General features: G+C 38.3%; 13 protein-coding genes. 7 read left to right on the forward strand and 6 right to left on the reverse strand.

What is annotated here, in order from left to right:
• Positions 1–34 precede the first annotated feature (34 nt).
• Together MHH37_RS03470 and brnQ are read right to left on the reverse strand one after the other, a co-directional pair.
• Positions 35–1405 carry a S41 family peptidase gene (locus tag MHH37_RS03470; RefSeq protein ID WP_342574996.1) on the reverse strand — a complete coding sequence of 457 codons (1371 nt, stop codon included), beginning with the start codon at positions 1403–1405 and terminating at the stop codon, positions 35–37.
• Positions 1406–1601: 196 nt separating this feature from the next.
• Positions 1602–2921 carry a branched-chain amino acid transport system II carrier protein gene (brnQ, locus tag MHH37_RS03475; protein ID WP_342574997.1) on the reverse strand — a complete coding sequence of 440 codons (1320 nt, stop codon included), beginning with the start codon at positions 2919–2921 and terminating at the stop codon, positions 1602–1604.
• 305 nt (positions 2922–3226) lie between these two features.
• Here brnQ and MHH37_RS03480 point away from each other — a divergent pair, with 305 nt between their 5' ends.
• Positions 3227–4207 (forward strand): NlpC/P60 family protein, encoded by a 981-nt coding sequence (locus tag MHH37_RS03480; RefSeq protein ID WP_342574998.1) that lies wholly within the window; start codon positions 3227–3229, stop codon positions 4205–4207.
• Positions 4208–4519: 312 nt separating this feature from the next.
• The gene (locus tag MHH37_RS03485; protein WP_008407374.1) at positions 4520–5071 is read left to right on the forward strand and encodes a C40 family peptidase; all 552 of its coding nucleotides are present in this window, start codon (positions 4520–4522) and stop codon (positions 5069–5071) included.
• Between the two features lie 484 nt (positions 5072–5555).
• On the opposite strand, the gene MHH37_RS03490 is transcribed toward MHH37_RS03485, so the two are convergent.
• The gene (locus MHH37_RS03490) at positions 5556–6461 is read right to left on the reverse strand and encodes an accessory Sec system S-layer assembly protein (RefSeq protein WP_342575000.1); all 906 of its coding nucleotides are present in this window, start codon (positions 6459–6461) and stop codon (positions 5556–5558) included.
• 3 nt (positions 6462–6464) lie between these two features.
• Positions 6465–8825, reverse strand: a complete 2361-nt coding sequence (gene secA2, locus MHH37_RS03495) for an accessory Sec system translocase SecA2 (RefSeq protein WP_342575001.1) — start codon at positions 8823–8825, stop codon at positions 6465–6467.
• A 350-nt stretch (positions 8826–9175) separates the two neighbouring features.
• On the opposite strand from secA2, the gene MHH37_RS03500 reads away from it, so the two are divergent.
• Positions 9176–10231, forward strand: coding sequence for an MraY family glycosyltransferase (locus MHH37_RS03500; protein WP_014824666.1), 1056 nt, complete (start codon positions 9176–9178; stop codon positions 10229–10231).
• Positions 10232–10553: 322 nt separating this feature from the next.
• Here MHH37_RS03500 and MHH37_RS03505 read toward each other — a convergent pair whose 3' ends face one another.
• Together MHH37_RS03505 and MHH37_RS03510 are read right to left on the reverse strand one after the other, a co-directional pair.
• On the reverse strand, positions 10554–11606 hold the full coding sequence (locus tag MHH37_RS03505; RefSeq protein ID WP_342575003.1) for an LCP family protein: 1053 nt from the start codon (positions 11604–11606) through the stop codon (positions 10554–10556).
• 141 nt (positions 11607–11747) lie between these two features.
• On the reverse strand, positions 11748–12383 hold the full coding sequence (locus tag MHH37_RS03510) for a YigZ family protein (protein WP_008407368.1): 636 nt from the start codon (positions 12381–12383) through the stop codon (positions 11748–11750).
• Positions 12384–12544: 161 nt separating this feature from the next.
• Between MHH37_RS03510 and MHH37_RS03515 the strand changes: the two genes are divergently transcribed.
• The 4 genes from MHH37_RS03515 (at position 12545) to MHH37_RS03530 (ending at position 16239) form a co-directional block, all read left to right on the forward strand.
• Positions 12545–13708 carry a sensor histidine kinase gene (locus MHH37_RS03515; RefSeq protein ID WP_008407367.1) on the forward strand — a complete coding sequence of 388 codons (1164 nt, stop codon included), beginning with the start codon at positions 12545–12547 and terminating at the stop codon, positions 13706–13708.
• Between the two features lie 22 nt (positions 13709–13730).
• A complete protein-coding gene (locus MHH37_RS03520; RefSeq protein WP_008407366.1) occupies positions 13731–14405 on the forward strand; it encodes a response regulator transcription factor in 675 nt (224 codons plus the stop codon).
• Between the two features lie 299 nt (positions 14406–14704).
• Positions 14705–15220 carry a nuclear transport factor 2 family protein gene (locus MHH37_RS03525; RefSeq protein WP_342575006.1) on the forward strand — a complete coding sequence of 172 codons (516 nt, stop codon included), beginning with the start codon at positions 14705–14707 and terminating at the stop codon, positions 15218–15220.
• Between the two features lie 176 nt (positions 15221–15396).
• Positions 15397–16239 (forward strand): DegV family protein, encoded by an 843-nt coding sequence (locus MHH37_RS03530; protein WP_065216547.1) that lies wholly within the window; start codon positions 15397–15399, stop codon positions 16237–16239.
• Positions 16240–16477 lie beyond the last annotated feature (238 nt).

Consider the following 16477-nt stretch of genomic DNA (forward strand, 5'->3'; position numbering starts at 1 on the left):
ACGATTGCCAATGCGCAAATCGTCTCTTTTTCATTTACTGTTTTGTCGTTACATGTAAATAAACACCGGCTTTTAAATTTTTGCCTTTCTCATTTTTTACTTTAGGATGAACGATGAGGGCGTATTCTTTGCCAGCCGATAATTCTTTTGCAGGGGTAACAACGAGCTGTTGACCCGATAATTTGTGGGTTGTTTTTACAGTATCTGCACCCAGCTCTACTAGTTCTACGGAAGAAGCATTGAGCTCTTTCGCCAGTTTAGCGGAAAACTTGATTGTAAATGTTTTATTTAACGGAACATTTTTTAAGGCAGCAAGTTCTTTATAGGTTTTTAAGTTTGAAGCGATTGTATCGTAATGTGCTTTAAAGAGGGGCTCGCTTGCTGTTTTAATATGAGGTTTAACCCCAACTTCATTTATTTTCGTACCGTTTGGACCATAAAAATGGCCAACTGTTAATTTTAGAAAGCTGCCGTCTTCAAGCTCATAAAATGCCTGCATCGAGCCTTTACCATAAGTCGTTTCCCCGTAAAGTGTGACTGCTTTTTGATCGGAAAGTGCTGCTGCAGTCATTTCCGATGAGCTGGCACTATATCGATTTATAAGCATTTTCGTATTTTCAGGGAATGTTGTTAATTGCTTCATCGAACGTACAATAGATGTCCCCGAAGTTTCTTTCAATTTATAGGCATAGGAGGCATTCGGGAACATACCGATAAGCTGTTCTGCTGCGGTTACATAGCCGCCCCCGTTATTTTGCAAATCGAAAATAAATGATTTAGCCCCTTTATTTTTCAAATCACGAATAGCCTTTGTAACGAGGCTCACCGTGTCGTTTGAAAATGAATTCAATGAAATGTATCCCGTATTGCCGTATAAAAGCTTTGTTTCCACATTAGGAAGTGAGAAAGCTTTACGTGTTAATTTTTTCGTTATAATTGTGCCGTCTTCACGTGAAAGCGTTAAAGAAACCGTTGTATTTGCTGCGCCTTTTATAAGTAAAGAAGCCTGGTCGATTGTCAGTTCTGCAACCGGTTTCCCATCAATCTCTGTGATGATATCGCCAACTTTTAAGCCGGCATTTTTTGCGCTGCCCCCATCGATCAGCTCGGATATTTGAATACCGCCTTCAACCTTTTCGATGATAACGCCGATGCCTACAGTAGTAAGGTCCACGCCATTAATAAACTCATCGAATTCTTCCGGTGTAAAGTAAGCGGAATACGAATCGAGCATTTCTGTCAGTTGGTCGATGCTTGTAGCACGGTTGATATCACCATTAATATTCCCTACATAGTTTTCCTTAACAATCTGTTTTGCTTCATCTAAAGGAGCACCTAGCACCGTCAAAGGAACGGTTAGGCACATGATGAAAAACAGTATTGCTGACAAACGTCTTTTTAGCATGAGTCCACCTCATTAGTTTTATTTTTCTAAAATGTAATGCGTAATGCCACAATAGCGATATTACCATATTTTATCATGAATACTTCACTAATTTATGGTAAATGTAAAAAATTATTTTAATCTATTTTTAGTCAATAAAAGAGGGTAAGTTACAAGTTTTTACACTTATAACTTACCCTCATACTAGTAATTAAACTTATTTTCGTTTTGCTAAATACATGATGTAGCCGATGACACCACCGACTAATGCAGGGACAACCCATGCGATGCCTTGCTCATAAAACGGGAAGATTGATAAAAACTTATCGTAAGCTTCGATTTCGAATCCGGCTTGTTTGATTCCGTCATAAATTGCAACAATACCTGTGAAAATTAAAGCCATTCCATACACGCTCGGTGCATGATTGAAAAGGTTTCCGAATAATGCAAAAATCATAAGCACAATTGCGAACGGATAAATTGCAACCAATACAGGCAATGATAGATTAATTAAATCTGATAATCCAAAGTTTGAAACACCGAAGCTGAAAAGTGCGAAAATAACTAAGTACACCTGGTAAGAAACTTTCGGGAAAATCTTATGGAAAAATGTTGCGTTTGCAGATAATAAACCTACAGATGTTGTTAAACAAGCTAAAATAATCACGGCTGATAAAATGATATTACCGGCTTGTCCGTATAGTTTCTGTGCTGCCAGAGAAATTATTGTACCGCCATCTTCTTGGAAGCCGATAGCCGATGTACTTGTTACACCGATATAACCTAATGATACATAGACAAATGCTAAACCTATTGCAGCGACAATACCTGCGAAAATTGTAATTTTAACTTGTTTAGCTCTCTCCGTTACGCCACGAGCAACTAATGATTGAACGATAACGATTCCGAATACTAATGATGCCAGTACGTCCATCGTCAAGTAACCTTGAATGAATGATTCACCAAAAGCGTTATTAATATATGGTCCCTGTGCTTCACCAGGTTCACCTAACGGAGTAATAACGGCTTTAATCGCAAGTAAACAAATAACGACTAAAAGAGCAGGTGTTAAAATTTTTCCGACACGGTCGACGATTTTTGTCGGGTTATATGCTAAGTAGAATGTGATTCCGAAAAACAGAAGTGTTGTAATAAATAATGGAATCCAGCTACCTTTTATTGCTTCTGTTAAAAACGGTTCCACACCGATTGAATATGACACAGCACCAGTACGCGGAATTGCAAAGAATGGTCCAATCGACAAGTATATAATCGACGTGAAAATTATACCGAAATATGGATTAATGCGACCTGCCAATATTTCTAAGTCTCCGCCGTTCTTTGCTACGGCAATAATACCTAATAGAGGCAACCCGACTCCTGTTATTAAAAATCCGATCATGGATATTACAATATTTTCCCCGGCCATTTGACCTAGTTGTGGTGGGAATATGATATTACCTGCACCTAGGAACAATGCAAATAACATAAAACCGACCGCGATATTCTCACGGAAAAAACTTGACTTGCTATTCATGTTGACTTAACTCCTTTAATTTGAAAATACAAAGTTTTCTAAAAATTTAAATCTTTTAACAAAAACTAATTCTATCATAAAACTATTAAAATACAAGCATATTTTAAGAAATCGTTTTGCAATAATTCAGTGTCTATAAAATATTCGTTTATTTCTATTTCATAATATTACTATGTGAGTATAGTAATAGAAGAAAAATATAGCTATCTGAATAATTTTCTTATTAAAAGAGGGTTGTATCCTCTATTAAAAATTAAGTAAAATAGAGTAAAAAATAGTTTCATTAAGAAGGGGGAGTTATCATATTGAATAATAAATGGAAGTTAGTGCTGACAGGTGTCACATTTTCACTTGCACTATTCATTGCACCCGATGCCCAAGCATCCACCTATACGGTGAAACATGGCGATACGTTAACAAAAATTGCGAAAGCTCACAACACGACGATTAATCAGCTTAGACAATGGAACAAACTATCTCAAGATCGCATTTTTATCGCACAAAAACTGGTCGTTGCACCAGCAAAAAGTGCAGTTAGCAAAACGGCGGCGGCAACAAAAACGGCAGCAACAAAAACAACAGCTGTTTCTGTTGTAGAGGAAAAAGTCGAAACCCTGCAGAATGCCGTTTCTCATACTGTTATTAAAGGTGATAATTTAACAAAGATCGCTAAAAAGTATAGTATATCGGTAGCGAGTATTAAACAGCTGAACAATTTGAAAACGGATGCGATTAAAGTTGGTCAAAAGCTGACAATCAGTCCTCAATCAACTAAAGACTTAGCTGTTGAAGCGCCTTCTGCCAAAACAGTGGAAGCGGAAATTAATTTTAATCAAACAGCCGATGATGCGATTGAAAAACAGTTGAAGAAGGAAGTTGCAATGCCTGGGAAGGTTTCGCAACAAACAGAACGCCTTTATGCACAAGCTATTGAAACGGCTAATGCAGTATTAGGCACACCTTATAAATACGGCGGAACGACAACAGATGGATTTGACTGTAGCGGCTTTGTAAACTACATATTTAATTCAGTTGGTATCCAAATGGATCGTAAAAGCAGTCTTATGTATTTCGAACAGGATACGACAAAAGTGACGCAACCTGTACCGGGAGATTTAGTATTTTTCAAAAATACATTTATCCCAAATGTCTCACATATGGGTATTTATATTGGTAATGATGAATTTATCCATGCGGGTTCAAAGGGGATTACGGTTTCGAATATCAAAGAAAAATATTGGGATGAGCGTTTTGTCGCATACAAACGCATTAATAATTTAAAATAAAATAGTGAAGAGCTAATAAGTGGTGTTGAAAATTGCTTACTAGTTCTTTTTTGTTACATGAATTCGTGATAATGTTACAAATGTTACAAAAAAGGGCTTGAATATTGGTTAATATTACAAATAATAGCGGTATTTGTTTGGGTAATAGTGTAAAAATCCTAATTAAAATAGGTTCTTTAGCAATGTTTGAGGTTATTTAAAATCGGGTAAATGTAACTTTGTTGTTACATAACTGTAATGTCATTAAATATAATCTCGTGTTAACCTAATATCAGTTAAGTTTTCAGAAAATTTATTGGTTGGGGGAACACGATGGATTACTTAAAATTAATACGCAATACCGTACTAACTTTGGCAGCTGCCTTCGTAATTTTCTTCGCACCGGTGAATGAAAAGGAAGCTTCTGCAGAAGAATCTGCTTACTCGATTGATGAGTTAAAAGAAGTCTCTTCAAAATATTTAGGAGTTCGCTATTCATACGGCGGTACATCAGCAAAAGGCTTTGACTGCTCTGGCTATGTACGTCACGTATTTAAAGAACTAGGCATCACATCACTGAATCGCACATCTTCAGATATGTATACGCAAGGTACGAAAGTTAAGAAAAGTGACCTTGAGCCAGGCGATTTAGTATTTTTCAACACATCAGGCAAACGCATCTCTCATGTAGGGATTTACATTGGTTCAGGAAAATTCATCCACGCTTCTACAAGCAAGGGTGTTATCAAAACAAGCATTAACGACAAATATTACTGGGGTAAAAAGTACGTAGGTGCTAAACGCATCGCCAACTTCTCAACAGAAGAAGCCCTTGTAGCAGATGCAGACGATTCAGATGTAGACAACACTCCAGAAGCAGAATAATACATAGCTTATCCACACTACTACATACTGCATAATTCGTAATTATAATCTCTCACCTTTTATAGGGTGGGGGATTTTTTAGTGTGCTTTGGGCTTGGAAGTGGGGCTGATGTTAGATTGGGTTTCTATATTTTGAGTGGGGAAGCTAGAATTTTGGATGGCGTTCTACTTTTAGAGCGGGGAATTTTCTCTATAAGTTTCGACGTGTTCCACATTATGAGCGCTTCGTTCTACATTAGCGCTGAAACTTTCCACATTTCCTGATTGAATGGCGAATAAAAAGTCGATGTTCTACTTTAAATGCGGAAATTTCTACATAAGTGCTGCTACTTTCTACATTCCGAGTGAAGCGTTCTACATTAGTGGTGAAAGTTTCCACAATAGATTCAAAATTTTCTACAATTCAAGACAGAAAAGAGTGCCACAAACCAAAAAACAGCACCCGGAAGGCAAATAAATGACTTCCAAATGCTGCATATTAAAGCTATTGTGGCACGCGGGCTGTCCAACGTGAAAGGTCGATTCCTTTAACTGTTACCAACTCTTTCGGGAAGATAAATGTCCATGGTTTTGTCGTATTAGGCTGTACTGTTAAGACAGGGGCTAATTTAAACGATCCTTTTGCCACTACGACATTGCGTGCATCCATAATTTCAAGAGGTAACTGTTCCAAGTTGATCGCTTTATCATGGCCGTTACGGATGAAAATAGATGCGTGTAGGCTGCCGTCATTATTCATCTTCGCTTGTAATCCTGTAAAGTTCACTTCTGTTTTTCCTAATTTCGGTAAGCTTTTCACGATTTCTGCCAATTTTTCTTGTTGATCCTCTGGTAATTGTTTTTTCCATGTTTCATCCAAGTCTAATTGATGACCGCGTAATGAAAGTAAGTTGAATGAAATTTTCCAGCCGTCTTCAGGCACTTCGTCTGCTGTAATTGAAGAAGCAGGGAATGTGAAAATCCATGGACGTGCACTTTCTGCGGGAATGACGCCTAGCTCTTTAAAGTCAAAGTAATGTGAAGCAATTCGGTTATCATCCTTATCTAAAATCAATAATTCGATTTCGCCTAATTCAATTGCTTCAGATAATGAAGAACGGAAAAATGCTTTTACATTCCATGAGCCGTTTGCCAGTGATGGCTCAATATTAATTGCTGCCAATGATAATTGATTTGGCTTTAATGGTGCTAAATCATTTGCCAGGAAGTTAAATACATACTTTTGCTCTTGTGGAACATCCCATTCAGGATGAAATGACAATTTTGTAATTACATCACGGTCCGCATCTTTTTTAGAATTTTCATCAGATGTTTTTACGACAGATGATGAATCTACAGCACTGTCTTTACCCACTTTGTCACCTTTTTTAAATAAATCAAATAAACCCATCTGCTATTCCTCCACATTCATCGTAATGTTTTTCATAAATGTTACAAGCTCTTCTACAATTTTGCGGCGAAGTTCCTGATAGTTTTTACCGAATAATTCAAGTCCTTCACGTTGATAAATTCGCATTGGATCTTCTTGCTGATAATGACGTAAACCGATTCCTTCTTTTAAGTGAGCCATTTGTTCTAAATGTTTAACCCACATATGATCGATGAAGCTTAACATGACTTGCGGAATAACTGCCATAATTTGTTCGTTTTCCTCAAAGCTTTCGATTACTGCCTTCAATTGCTTAACTGGAGGATCCATTGCATCCAGTAAATTTTTCACCTTTGTTTCATCACGATTTACTATGATTGGTTCAATAAATAAAGAGTTGACGGTTTTCTCCATTTTATCGAAATCCCACTCAGCAACATCCTTATCCTCGGGTGCATTTTCACGAACGGCAAAGTCCACTGTTTCATACATCATACGAACTAATAGAGGAATAATATCTTCATTATTCAAGACTCTGTCACGTAAATCGTAGACAATACGACGTTGATCATTAATCACATCATCCAGTTTTAAGTTATATTCACGCATAGAGAAGTGTGCGCCTTCAACGATACGCTGTGTACGTTCGATTAGCTCTGTCACTTCTTTGTTTTGAATAAGACCAATTTCGTCTGTTGTCATTTTCTTACGGAATTTCTCGACATCATCTTTTGCGAAACGTTTGAACATATCGTCTTCAATTGAAAGGATAAATCGAGTTTCACCTACGTCACCTTGACGACCGGAACGTCCGCGTAATTGGTTGTCGACACGACGGCTTTCATGCTTTTCAGTACCGATTACAAATAGACCGCCAAGCTCATCAACGCCTTTACCTAATACGATATCCGTTCCACGTCCAGCCATGTTTGTCGCAACGGTAATACGATTTTTTTGTCCGGCTTCCGAGATTAATTCAACCTCTTGTTCGACTGTTTTCGCATTTAATAATTGGAATTGTAATCCATGTTTTTTTAAATAATCCGCTACTTTTTCTGATTGCAAAATAGAAGTTGTCCCGATTAATACCGGTTGTCCTTTTTCATGGCGACGCAATACTTCCTGTGCCACATATTCGTATTTTTGCTCGATTTTTTCGAATACGATATCCGGTTGGTCCAGGCGTCGACGTGGACGGTTTGTCGGTATTTGAATAACACGCATACCGTAAACTTCTAAAATTTCCTTTTCCTGAGTTTTCGCAGTACCTGTCATCCCTGATAATTTCGGATACATACGGAAGTAGTTTTGAATTGTAACTTGTGCCTGTGCTTTGTTTTCCTCAGTGATTGTCACGCCTTCTTTCGCTTCAATCGCCTGATGTAAGCCGTCAGAAAGTGAACGACCTTCCATGATACGGCCAGTAAACATATCGACTAATTCGATTTTGTCATCACGTACGATGTAATCAACGTCACACTCAAACATAACGTGTGCACGTACTGCCTGAATTACGTAATGGTACAAAGTTTGATGTTCTAAATCGTATAAGTTGTCGACTCCGAATGCAGCTTCAACTTTTTCGATACCTTGATCTGTTAAAGAGGTCGCTTTCGTTTCGTCATCGAAATCATAATCTTCTTCAGCTTTGAAACGTTTGGCCAACATTGCAGCAATACGGTGCAGTTCTTCGTTTGCACCCATTTTACCAGCGATGATTAACGGTGTTTTCGCTTCGTCAATTAAGACAGAATCTACTTCATCGATAATCGCAAAGTGGTATGGACGCTGTACTTTATCGCCGATCGTATGTGCCATATTATCACGTAAGTAGTCGAAGCCGAATTCTGTACCGACACCATATGTAATATCCGCATTGTACGCTTCCTTTTTATCTGCAGGCTCCATCATTGGAACATTCAGTCCAACTGTTAACCCAAGGAAACGGTGAATTTGTCCGATTAACTCGAAGTCACGTTTTGCAAGGTAATCGTTTACCGTAATAACGTGTACACCTTTGCCTTCCAATGCACGCACGTAAGAAGGGAGTGAGGCAACAAGTGTTTTACCTTCACCTGTCGGCATTTCGGCAATATTACCTTCAGTAAGAACTAGACCGCCAATCAACTGTACATCAAAGTGGCGCATGTTTAATACACGTTTAGAAGCTTCACGGACAACAGCAAATGCATCAGGGATAATATCAACTAGCTGTGTTCCGTTTTCTAAACGCTCTTTAAATGTAAATGTCATATTTCGAAGTTCTTCGTCAGACATAGGACTATATGTTGCTTCGAGGCTGTTAATTTGCTCTACTGTTTTGTAGTATCTTTTTAGCTCTCGAGCACTTGTTTGCTCTTTATTACGTTTGAAAATTGAGAACATTATTTTACTCTCCTTTGAAATTGGCTACTTTAATATAGTAGACACTCCGTTATTTTATCAAATAATGCACAAAAAGACTACTGAACAAAAGGTAATTCATAGGAACAATATAAATAAATTGGATGAACCTCTCTTTTATAATATTAATTATTTGATTAGTTTGAAATATACTAGAAGAATGATAGATGTAAAATTTATGTGAGCGGAATAAATAGTGGAAGGAATTTGAGCTATATTTTATGAATTGTTCATGCTATACTTATGTTGAATAAAAATGTAGAGTTTTTAATGAATCTCCAAAAGGCGATTTATTGTAATGCTTAATACTACAAAAATTAAGGAGGAGAGACATGATTTACGTGTCTTTAATCGTAGCTTTTATTGCTGCTATTATACTAACTCCGCTTGTGAAGCGATTGGCTTTTCGCCTTGGAGCTGTAGATGCCCCGAACTATCGTAAAGTGCATGCTCGCATTATGCCACGATTAGGCGGTTTAGCAATTTTTGGTGCGTTTATGATCGGGATATTACTTTTAAAATTAGTCACGAACTTCGAAAGTGACTACTTATATGCAATTTTAATTGCCGCGACAATTATCGTAGCAACAGGTATTGTTGATGATATGCGGGAAATTTCCGCAAAGGCTAAGCTGCTCGGTCAAGTGATTGCTGCCTGCATCGTTGTATTTGTCGGCGGTATTCAAATTGATAATATTAACTTACCGTTTGGTGGGGAACTGGAATTCGGCTGGTTAGGTATTCCGTTCACAATTATTTGGATTGTTGGTATTACTAATGCGATTAACTTAATCGATGGTCTTGATGGACTAGCTGCAGGTGTCTCAACAATTGCGTTAATGACATTAGCCGTAATGGCAATGATCATGGGTAACGGTATTGTAATCGCAATGGCTGCTATTTTGGCTGCTGCAACAATCGGTTTCCTGTTTTTCAACTTCCACCCAGCGAAAATTTTCATGGGGGACACAGGTGCACTGTTTTTAGGATTTATGATATCAGTGCTCGCACTATTAGGTTTTAAAAACGTAGCGGTTATTTCATTCGTTATCCCGGTTATTATGCTGGGAGTTCCAATTTCCGATACATTCTTCGCGATCGTGCGTCGTTTACGTAGCGGTAAAAAGTGGTCAGATCCGGATAAATCGCATTTACACCACCGTTTATTGGATTTAGGATTCTCGCATCGTCAAACAGTGATGATTATTTATGCGATGGCTGCAATGTTCGGTCTCGCTGCTGTCATCTTCTCGATGGCAAAAGTATGGGGCGCAATTTTACTCATTGCCGTTATATTAGTGGCGATTGAGCTGTTCGTAGAAATTATCGGCCTCGCCGGCAAAAACTACAAACCATTGCTCAACCTCGTAAGAATATTTAATAAGTGAAAAGATCGAAACAAGTAAATGGCTTTGTGCCGTTTGCTTGTTTTTTATTTTAGGGGAATTTATTTGCCGAATTGTTGGAGGAAGTAGAAAGTTTGGGGGCTAAAGTGGAAAGAGATGAAGTGAAAGTAGAAAGTTCTGAAGCTAAAGTAGAAGCATCTCGTGGAAATGTAGAACGGATCACCTGAAAAGTAGAACGTGAATTTATTAGCAAATTCGCAGGGAAAAGTGGAACAGAATCCCCGTAAAATACAACACCACCTATACTAGTAGAAACGCCATATAAAAAACCAACCCCCGCATTACTTGCGGAGGTTGGTTTCGGTTATTGTGTATCGGAATTCGTTTTTGTTGTATAAGCTGAGTTGTTGGATTGAGAGCTTGTGCCCGAAATGTTTGTCGATTCAGGAGTAAGCCCTAAATGACTTTTTAAAATATGGCTTGTTTCTGCAAGCGCTTCTTCATCCAGTTTGTAATAGTAAACACCTGTCGACATGTCGTCATAGCCTTCCAATGTCAATGTATCAATACGAGGCATGCCGTTTGTTAAATAGCTGAAGAACGATTTCATTTCAGTGAATGTCATATCTGTCTTCATGTTGTTACCGACAGCGGATAAAATATCATCGTATTTTGAAAGTGATGTAAATGATGCTGCTTTAGAAGCGATTGCCTGAATGATTTCCTGCTGGCGTTTACCGCGTTCAATGTCATTGTCCTGTTTACGTGTACGGGCAAGCGCTAGTGCTTCACGGCCGTCCAATGTTTGCAATCCTGGCTGCAAGTTGACTGTGTTGCGGTCGAACTCATCTTTTTCGAGCATTGCGTATGGTACTTCTGCTTCAATGCCGCCTAATGCATCGACAATATCGATGAAGGCATTAAAGTTTACACGCATATAGTAATCAATTGGGATATCAAATAATTCTTCTACCGTTTCAATTGAAGCAAGTGTGCCACCGCGCGCATGCGCATGGTTGATTTTATCGTTATATCCGATATGAGGGATGTAAACATATGAATCACGTGGGATACTCACTAGTTTAACTGTTTTCGTTTTATTGTTCAAAGTGGCAAGCAAAAGGGCATCAGTGCGTGAATTGTCTGCACCTTGACCGCGCTTATCACTATCATCGACACCTAAAATTAAAATAGATACATTGTCTTGGGCAGGCTCAACTTTTACTTCTCGCTGGTCCGACATTTTGCGGTCCTCGATTACTTCATATGCACTGTCTGCTGCATGTTCGGCTTGCTTCGTCAAATAGACACCGTATGCTGTTGCGCAAATTGCGAGTGAAAGAGTCAGAAGCATCGTAACTTTAAGAAATAATCTGAATTTCGAAGAGCCTTTCTTTTTATTTTGCCTTGTTGTCATAAAGATTCTCCTCTAGGTTAGGGATAGGTTACTATATTTAATTGGTTATACTAGTTAATTCGTAATCTTATCTAATATACTACAATCACCTTTTGTCGTAAAGTAACGAAATCTTGCATTATGATGACATTTATTTCGAGGTTATTCTTTCGAAAATTCGATGAAAAGCGCGTCTTCGTTTTTAATTGCTGCCTGACCGTTTGTCAGTTCAGTAATCCAGTCGATAAATGTTTGCTCTTCTTCTTTTAAAACATGTACATAAATTTCTACATTTTCCGCATACTGAATATCATGAAGAAGGTAGTGGGAACCACGTATTTCATTTTCTAATTTCCCTAACCACACATAATCAATCTCAATTTTCATTAAATAATGCAATTTTCGCTCAACAACTTGGGCAGCAGCGATTCCTTCTGTTGTAGCTTTACTATATGCACGGATCAAACCGCCTCCGCCCAGCTTAATCCCGCCGAAATAGCGAGTGACGACAACAACCGTATCTTTTAAACCTTGTTTTTTAAGTACTTCTAACATAGGGACGCCTGCAGTACCGCTTGGTTCCCCGTCATCATTCGCTTTTTGGATCTGGTCATGCTCACCGATCATATAGCAGGAGCAGTTATGGGTAGCCGATGCATGAATCTTTTTTATTTTATCTATAAAGAGAATCGCTTCTTCTTCTGTCTCAACGCGTTCTACATAAGTTAAAAAACGTGATTTTGATATGATGATTTCTGATTCTCCGTAACCTTTTACAGTAATGTAGTTATTTCTCATTATCGATTCTCCTTAATATTACAATTTGATTTCAAATTTGTGGTTATAATTTAACTTAAAAAATGATTTACTAATGATATAATATGTATGTACTATAATAGTAGGTTGAAAAGTAAAAAGATAGAGTAGTTCGCATTCTGACTAAGTAAGGTGGGGAAAAAGTGCTAGAAAACAATCAAATAGACATCGCCTCGCTTGATGTAATATTTAATCGAATGTTGGAAACTATTACAAGTTCGAAAGATGATGTATTTATTATAAGCGAACAAAGCCGCAGAAACTTTGAAGAAATGCAACAAGAGCTGGAAGTTGTGCGTCATGAAATAAAGATTATAATAGATGAAAGTGATAACTTGGAAAAGTTGCTTCAATTGTCTAGACAGCGATTAGTCGTTGTAAGTAAAAGTTTCAATAATCATTCAGAAGAGCAAATACGTGCAGCTTATGAAAATACAAGTAACTTACAATTAAAGGTCTCCCTTTGCCGGGAGCGCGAAAAGCAGCTAAGAGATAAGCGTGACGATTTGGAAAGGCGCCTGCGCACACTTTATGATACGATTGAAAGAGCGGATCATATCGTGAACCAAGTAAATGTTGTTATCAATTTTTTGACGACCGACCTGAAAAATGTCGGAGCAGCACTGGAACAGGCGAAGATCAAACAAGATTTTGGCATACGTATTATCGCAGCCCAGGAAGAAGAACGAAAACGTTTATCGCGTGAAATTCATGATGGGCCTGCACAAATGATGGCGAATGTGCTGATGCGTTCGAATTTAATTGACCGCACTTTCCGAGAAAAAGGAGCAGACGCCGCTTTAAAAGAAATTCATGACTTGAAAATAAGCGTTCGCAACGCCTTATCAGAAGTACGCCGCATTATTTATGATTTACGTCCAATGGCACTCGATGATTTAGGTATTGATCCAACATTGAAAAAGTATTTATCTACGATTATGGAATACAATCCAGGTGTTGAGATTCAGTTCCTTTCATATAATAACGAGCGCAGAATCCCTACAGATTATGAGGTGGCCGTTTTCCGTTTAGTGCAGGAAAGTGTAAACAATGCATTGAAACACGGAAAGCCGAACCTGATTATTGTTAAACTTGAGTGGTTATGTGACGAAATTAATGTTGTAGTAAAAGATAATGGGGTTGGATTTGATACGGAAAGCGCTCGTGAAGGATCTTTCGGTATTATAGGAATGAAAGAAAGAATTGATCTGCTGAAAGGTTCTTTGAAAATTAGCAGCAGCATCGGTAAAGGAACAACAATTTTAATGAAAATTCCATTGCCGACAAAAGATGAAGAGATAAGATAGCAGAATTCCAGGGGGTTTCGAAATGACGAAAATTATTATTGTAGATGATCACCAATTATTCCGTGAAGGGGTAAAACGTATTTTAGATTTTGAAGACACATTCGAGGTTGTTGCTGAAGGTGATGACGGTACAGATATCGTAAACTTGTATGAACAAAACGAACCGGATGTTGTATTAATGGATATTAATATGCCAGGTAAAAACGGTGTAGAGGCGACAGCTGATTTAATCGCTGTATATCCGGATGCGAAAGTAATGGTTTTATCAATTCATGATGATGAATCTTATGTAACACACGCATTAAAATCAGGTGCTCTTGGCTATATGCTGAAGGAAATGGATGCCGATGAAATCGTTGAAGCAATCAAAGTTGTTTCAAACGGTGGTTCATACCTGCACCCGAAAGTAACGAAAAATCTAGTTGCGGAATTCCGCCGTCTTTCAGAGCACGAAAACAAAGGTAATTTCCACCAAACAGAAATTCGCCGTCCATTCCACTTATTAACGAAGCGTGAATGCGAAGTGCTTCAATTATTAACAGATGGCCAATCAAACCGTACAATCGGTGAGACATTATTCATCTCGGAAAAAACGGTTAAAAACCATGTATCAAGTATTTTACAAAAAATGAATGTTAATGACCGTACACAAGCAGTTGTAACAGCAATCAAAAACGGCTGGGTAGAAGTACGTTAATTACATATTGAACGTTATAACAAGGATACGATTTTTGTATCCTTGTTTTTATTTTTGCATATTATTACCGATTAATAAATAGTTATAGCCGCGTAATCTATGAAACATCTGTGAACAAGATTCGTCCTAATGTTTTGAAGACGATAGCAAATAATTCGAACATCGAATTTTTACTCGGCTAAAGAAGGTATTCGTTTTCAATGAAATCAGCATATGAAAACATTTTCTCGTGCTATTTAATACAAGATGTGTTTTTCTAATATTGTGTGCTAAAATGTTTTGCGGGAGGTTGTAAAATTATGAAAAAATGGTTGGTAGCTATACTGGCGGTTTTTGTACTGGCAGCTTGCGGGGATAAAGAAGAAGCTTCACCTGAAAATCTGCAGAAAACGATTGACGAAGGTACTGTAGGATTTGAAATGATGGGAGATTCGATTGAAGAAGCTACAGATGTCCCGGAGGAAGAAAAAAATAATATTATCTCTGCTTTTAATGAGTATATTGCAGCCTTTAATGAAAAAGATTTAGAACGTTATAAAAATATAATTTCAAAAAATGCGACAGGCTTTAATTATGATGAAGACATCGAGGCAGTTTCCGACGTGTTTAATCAATATGATGTAAAACGTACGGCTGAAGATATTACGATTGTTAAATATAGTGGCGAAGAAGCCCAAGTATTTTCCAATTTAAAGACCGAAACGAAAGAAATTGACACAGGTGCCGAACTATCCGGTGTCGGCCGCCAAGTAACGGTATTTAAGAAGGAAGACAGCTGGAAAGTTTCGAGTATCTATTATATCGGTAGTGAATAAAAACTTATCTTCTATAATATAAAATAAAAACGTCTTGTGCGAATCGATGCCAAGATGTTTTTTTCATATAGCGATGAGGTTGAGACAGCGGGAAGTTCCCTATAAGAATGGCAATTTACCGTTCACAATTATAGTGAGTTCATGTAAACTAATGAACATAGGAGAGTGGGAGAGCGATGAAAACAGCAATTGTTACAGATAGTACAGCCTATTTAACACTTGAAGAACGAAATTCGTACAATGTCCATATGATTCCTCTAAGTGTCAACATTGAAGGAACATTTTACGATGAAGAAATCGATATTACAGCTTCTGAATTTTACGACCGTGTGCGAGGTGCAGCAGAATTTCCGAAAACGACGCAGCCCTCTGTCGGAAAATTTGTCGAGCTTTATGAAACATTAGGTAAGGATTATGATGAAATTGTAACGATTCACTTATCAAGCGGAATTAGTGGAACTTTCCAAGGCGCAGTCCAAGCCGGGGCAATGGTGGAAGGTGTAAACGTTCACGCTTTTGATTCGGAAGTTGCCGCCTACTTGCAAGGCTTTTATGTAAAAGAAGCTGCGAAACTAGCATCGAAAGGCGCTTCAGGCGAGCAGATTATGACACACTTAAACGATTTGAAAGACTCGATGGATGATTACATTATTGTCGACGATCTGCAGCATCTGCAGCGCGGCGGTCGCTTATCAGCAGCAGCGGCATTGATCGGCGGATTACTTCAAGTAAAACCGATTTTAACTTTCCAGAACAAAGTTATCGTGCCATTCGAAAAAATCCGTACACGCAAAAAAGCACTACGCCGAGTGGAAGAACAACTCGCTTCAGCAGTCGAAAAGCACGGCGCTCTTCAAGCAACAGTCATTCACGCCAACTGTGAGGATGAAGCCCGCGAATGGATGAAATCTCTGGAAGCGGCTTACCCAACAGTCGATTTCACGCTAAGCTACTTCGGTCCGGTCATCGGCACGCATTTAGGTGAAGGCGCAATGGCGATGGGATGGATTAAGAAATAATTTTTTAGGCTTAACAGTCACTACTTCTGAGGGAGTTAGTGGCTGTTTTTTTGAAGTGTGGGGAGGTGGGCGGCGGGAATTAGAAGTTTGTGGCTGGAAAGTAGAACGTGGGCCGAGAAAAGTAGAAAGTCACAGGGCGAAAGTGGAATGTGGGCCCCTGAAAGTCGAATATGAACAGGAAAATGTGGAATCTATCGTATGAAAAGTAGAATAATCCTAGGTAGGCCATTTTATTTCG

The sequence above is a fragment of the Solibacillus sp. FSL K6-1781 genome, from assembly GCF_038630735.1.
GTDB lineage: Bacteria > Bacillota > Bacilli > Bacillales_A > Planococcaceae > Solibacillus > Solibacillus silvestris.

Bases quoted from the DNA above. Each gene is read 5' to 3' on its own strand.
- MHH37_RS03505 (WP_342575003.1), bottom strand. From the start codon at position 11,606: ATGACAACAAGGCAAAATAAAAAGAAAGGCTCTTCGAAATTCAGATTA.
- MHH37_RS03520 (WP_008407366.1), top strand. From the start codon at position 13,731: ATGACGAAAATTATTATTGTAGATGATCACCAATTATTCCGTGAAGGG.
- MHH37_RS03510 (WP_008407368.1), bottom strand. From the start codon at position 12,383: ATGAGAAATAACTACATTACTGTAAAAGGTTACGGAGAATCAGAAATC.
- MHH37_RS03490 (WP_342575000.1), bottom strand. From the start codon at position 6,461: ATGGGTTTATTTGATTTATTTAAAAAAGGTGACAAAGTGGGTAAAGAC.
- MHH37_RS03525 (WP_342575006.1), top strand. From the start codon at position 14,705: ATGAAAAAATGGTTGGTAGCTATACTGGCGGTTTTTGTACTGGCAGCT.
- secA2 (WP_342575001.1), bottom strand. From the start codon at position 8,825: ATGTTCTCAATTTTCAAACGTAATAAAGAGCAAACAAGTGCTCGAGAG.
- MHH37_RS03500 (WP_014824666.1), top strand. From the start codon at position 9,176: ATGATTTACGTGTCTTTAATCGTAGCTTTTATTGCTGCTATTATACTA.
- brnQ (WP_342574997.1), bottom strand. From the start codon at position 2,921: ATGAATAGCAAGTCAAGTTTTTTCCGTGAGAATATCGCGGTCGGTTTT.
- MHH37_RS03485 (WP_008407374.1), top strand. From the start codon at position 4,520: ATGGATTACTTAAAATTAATACGCAATACCGTACTAACTTTGGCAGCT.
- MHH37_RS03530 (WP_065216547.1), top strand. From the start codon at position 15,397: ATGAAAACAGCAATTGTTACAGATAGTACAGCCTATTTAACACTTGAA.
- MHH37_RS03470 (WP_342574996.1), bottom strand. From the start codon at position 1,405: ATGCTAAAAAGACGTTTGTCAGCAATACTGTTTTTCATCATGTGCCTA.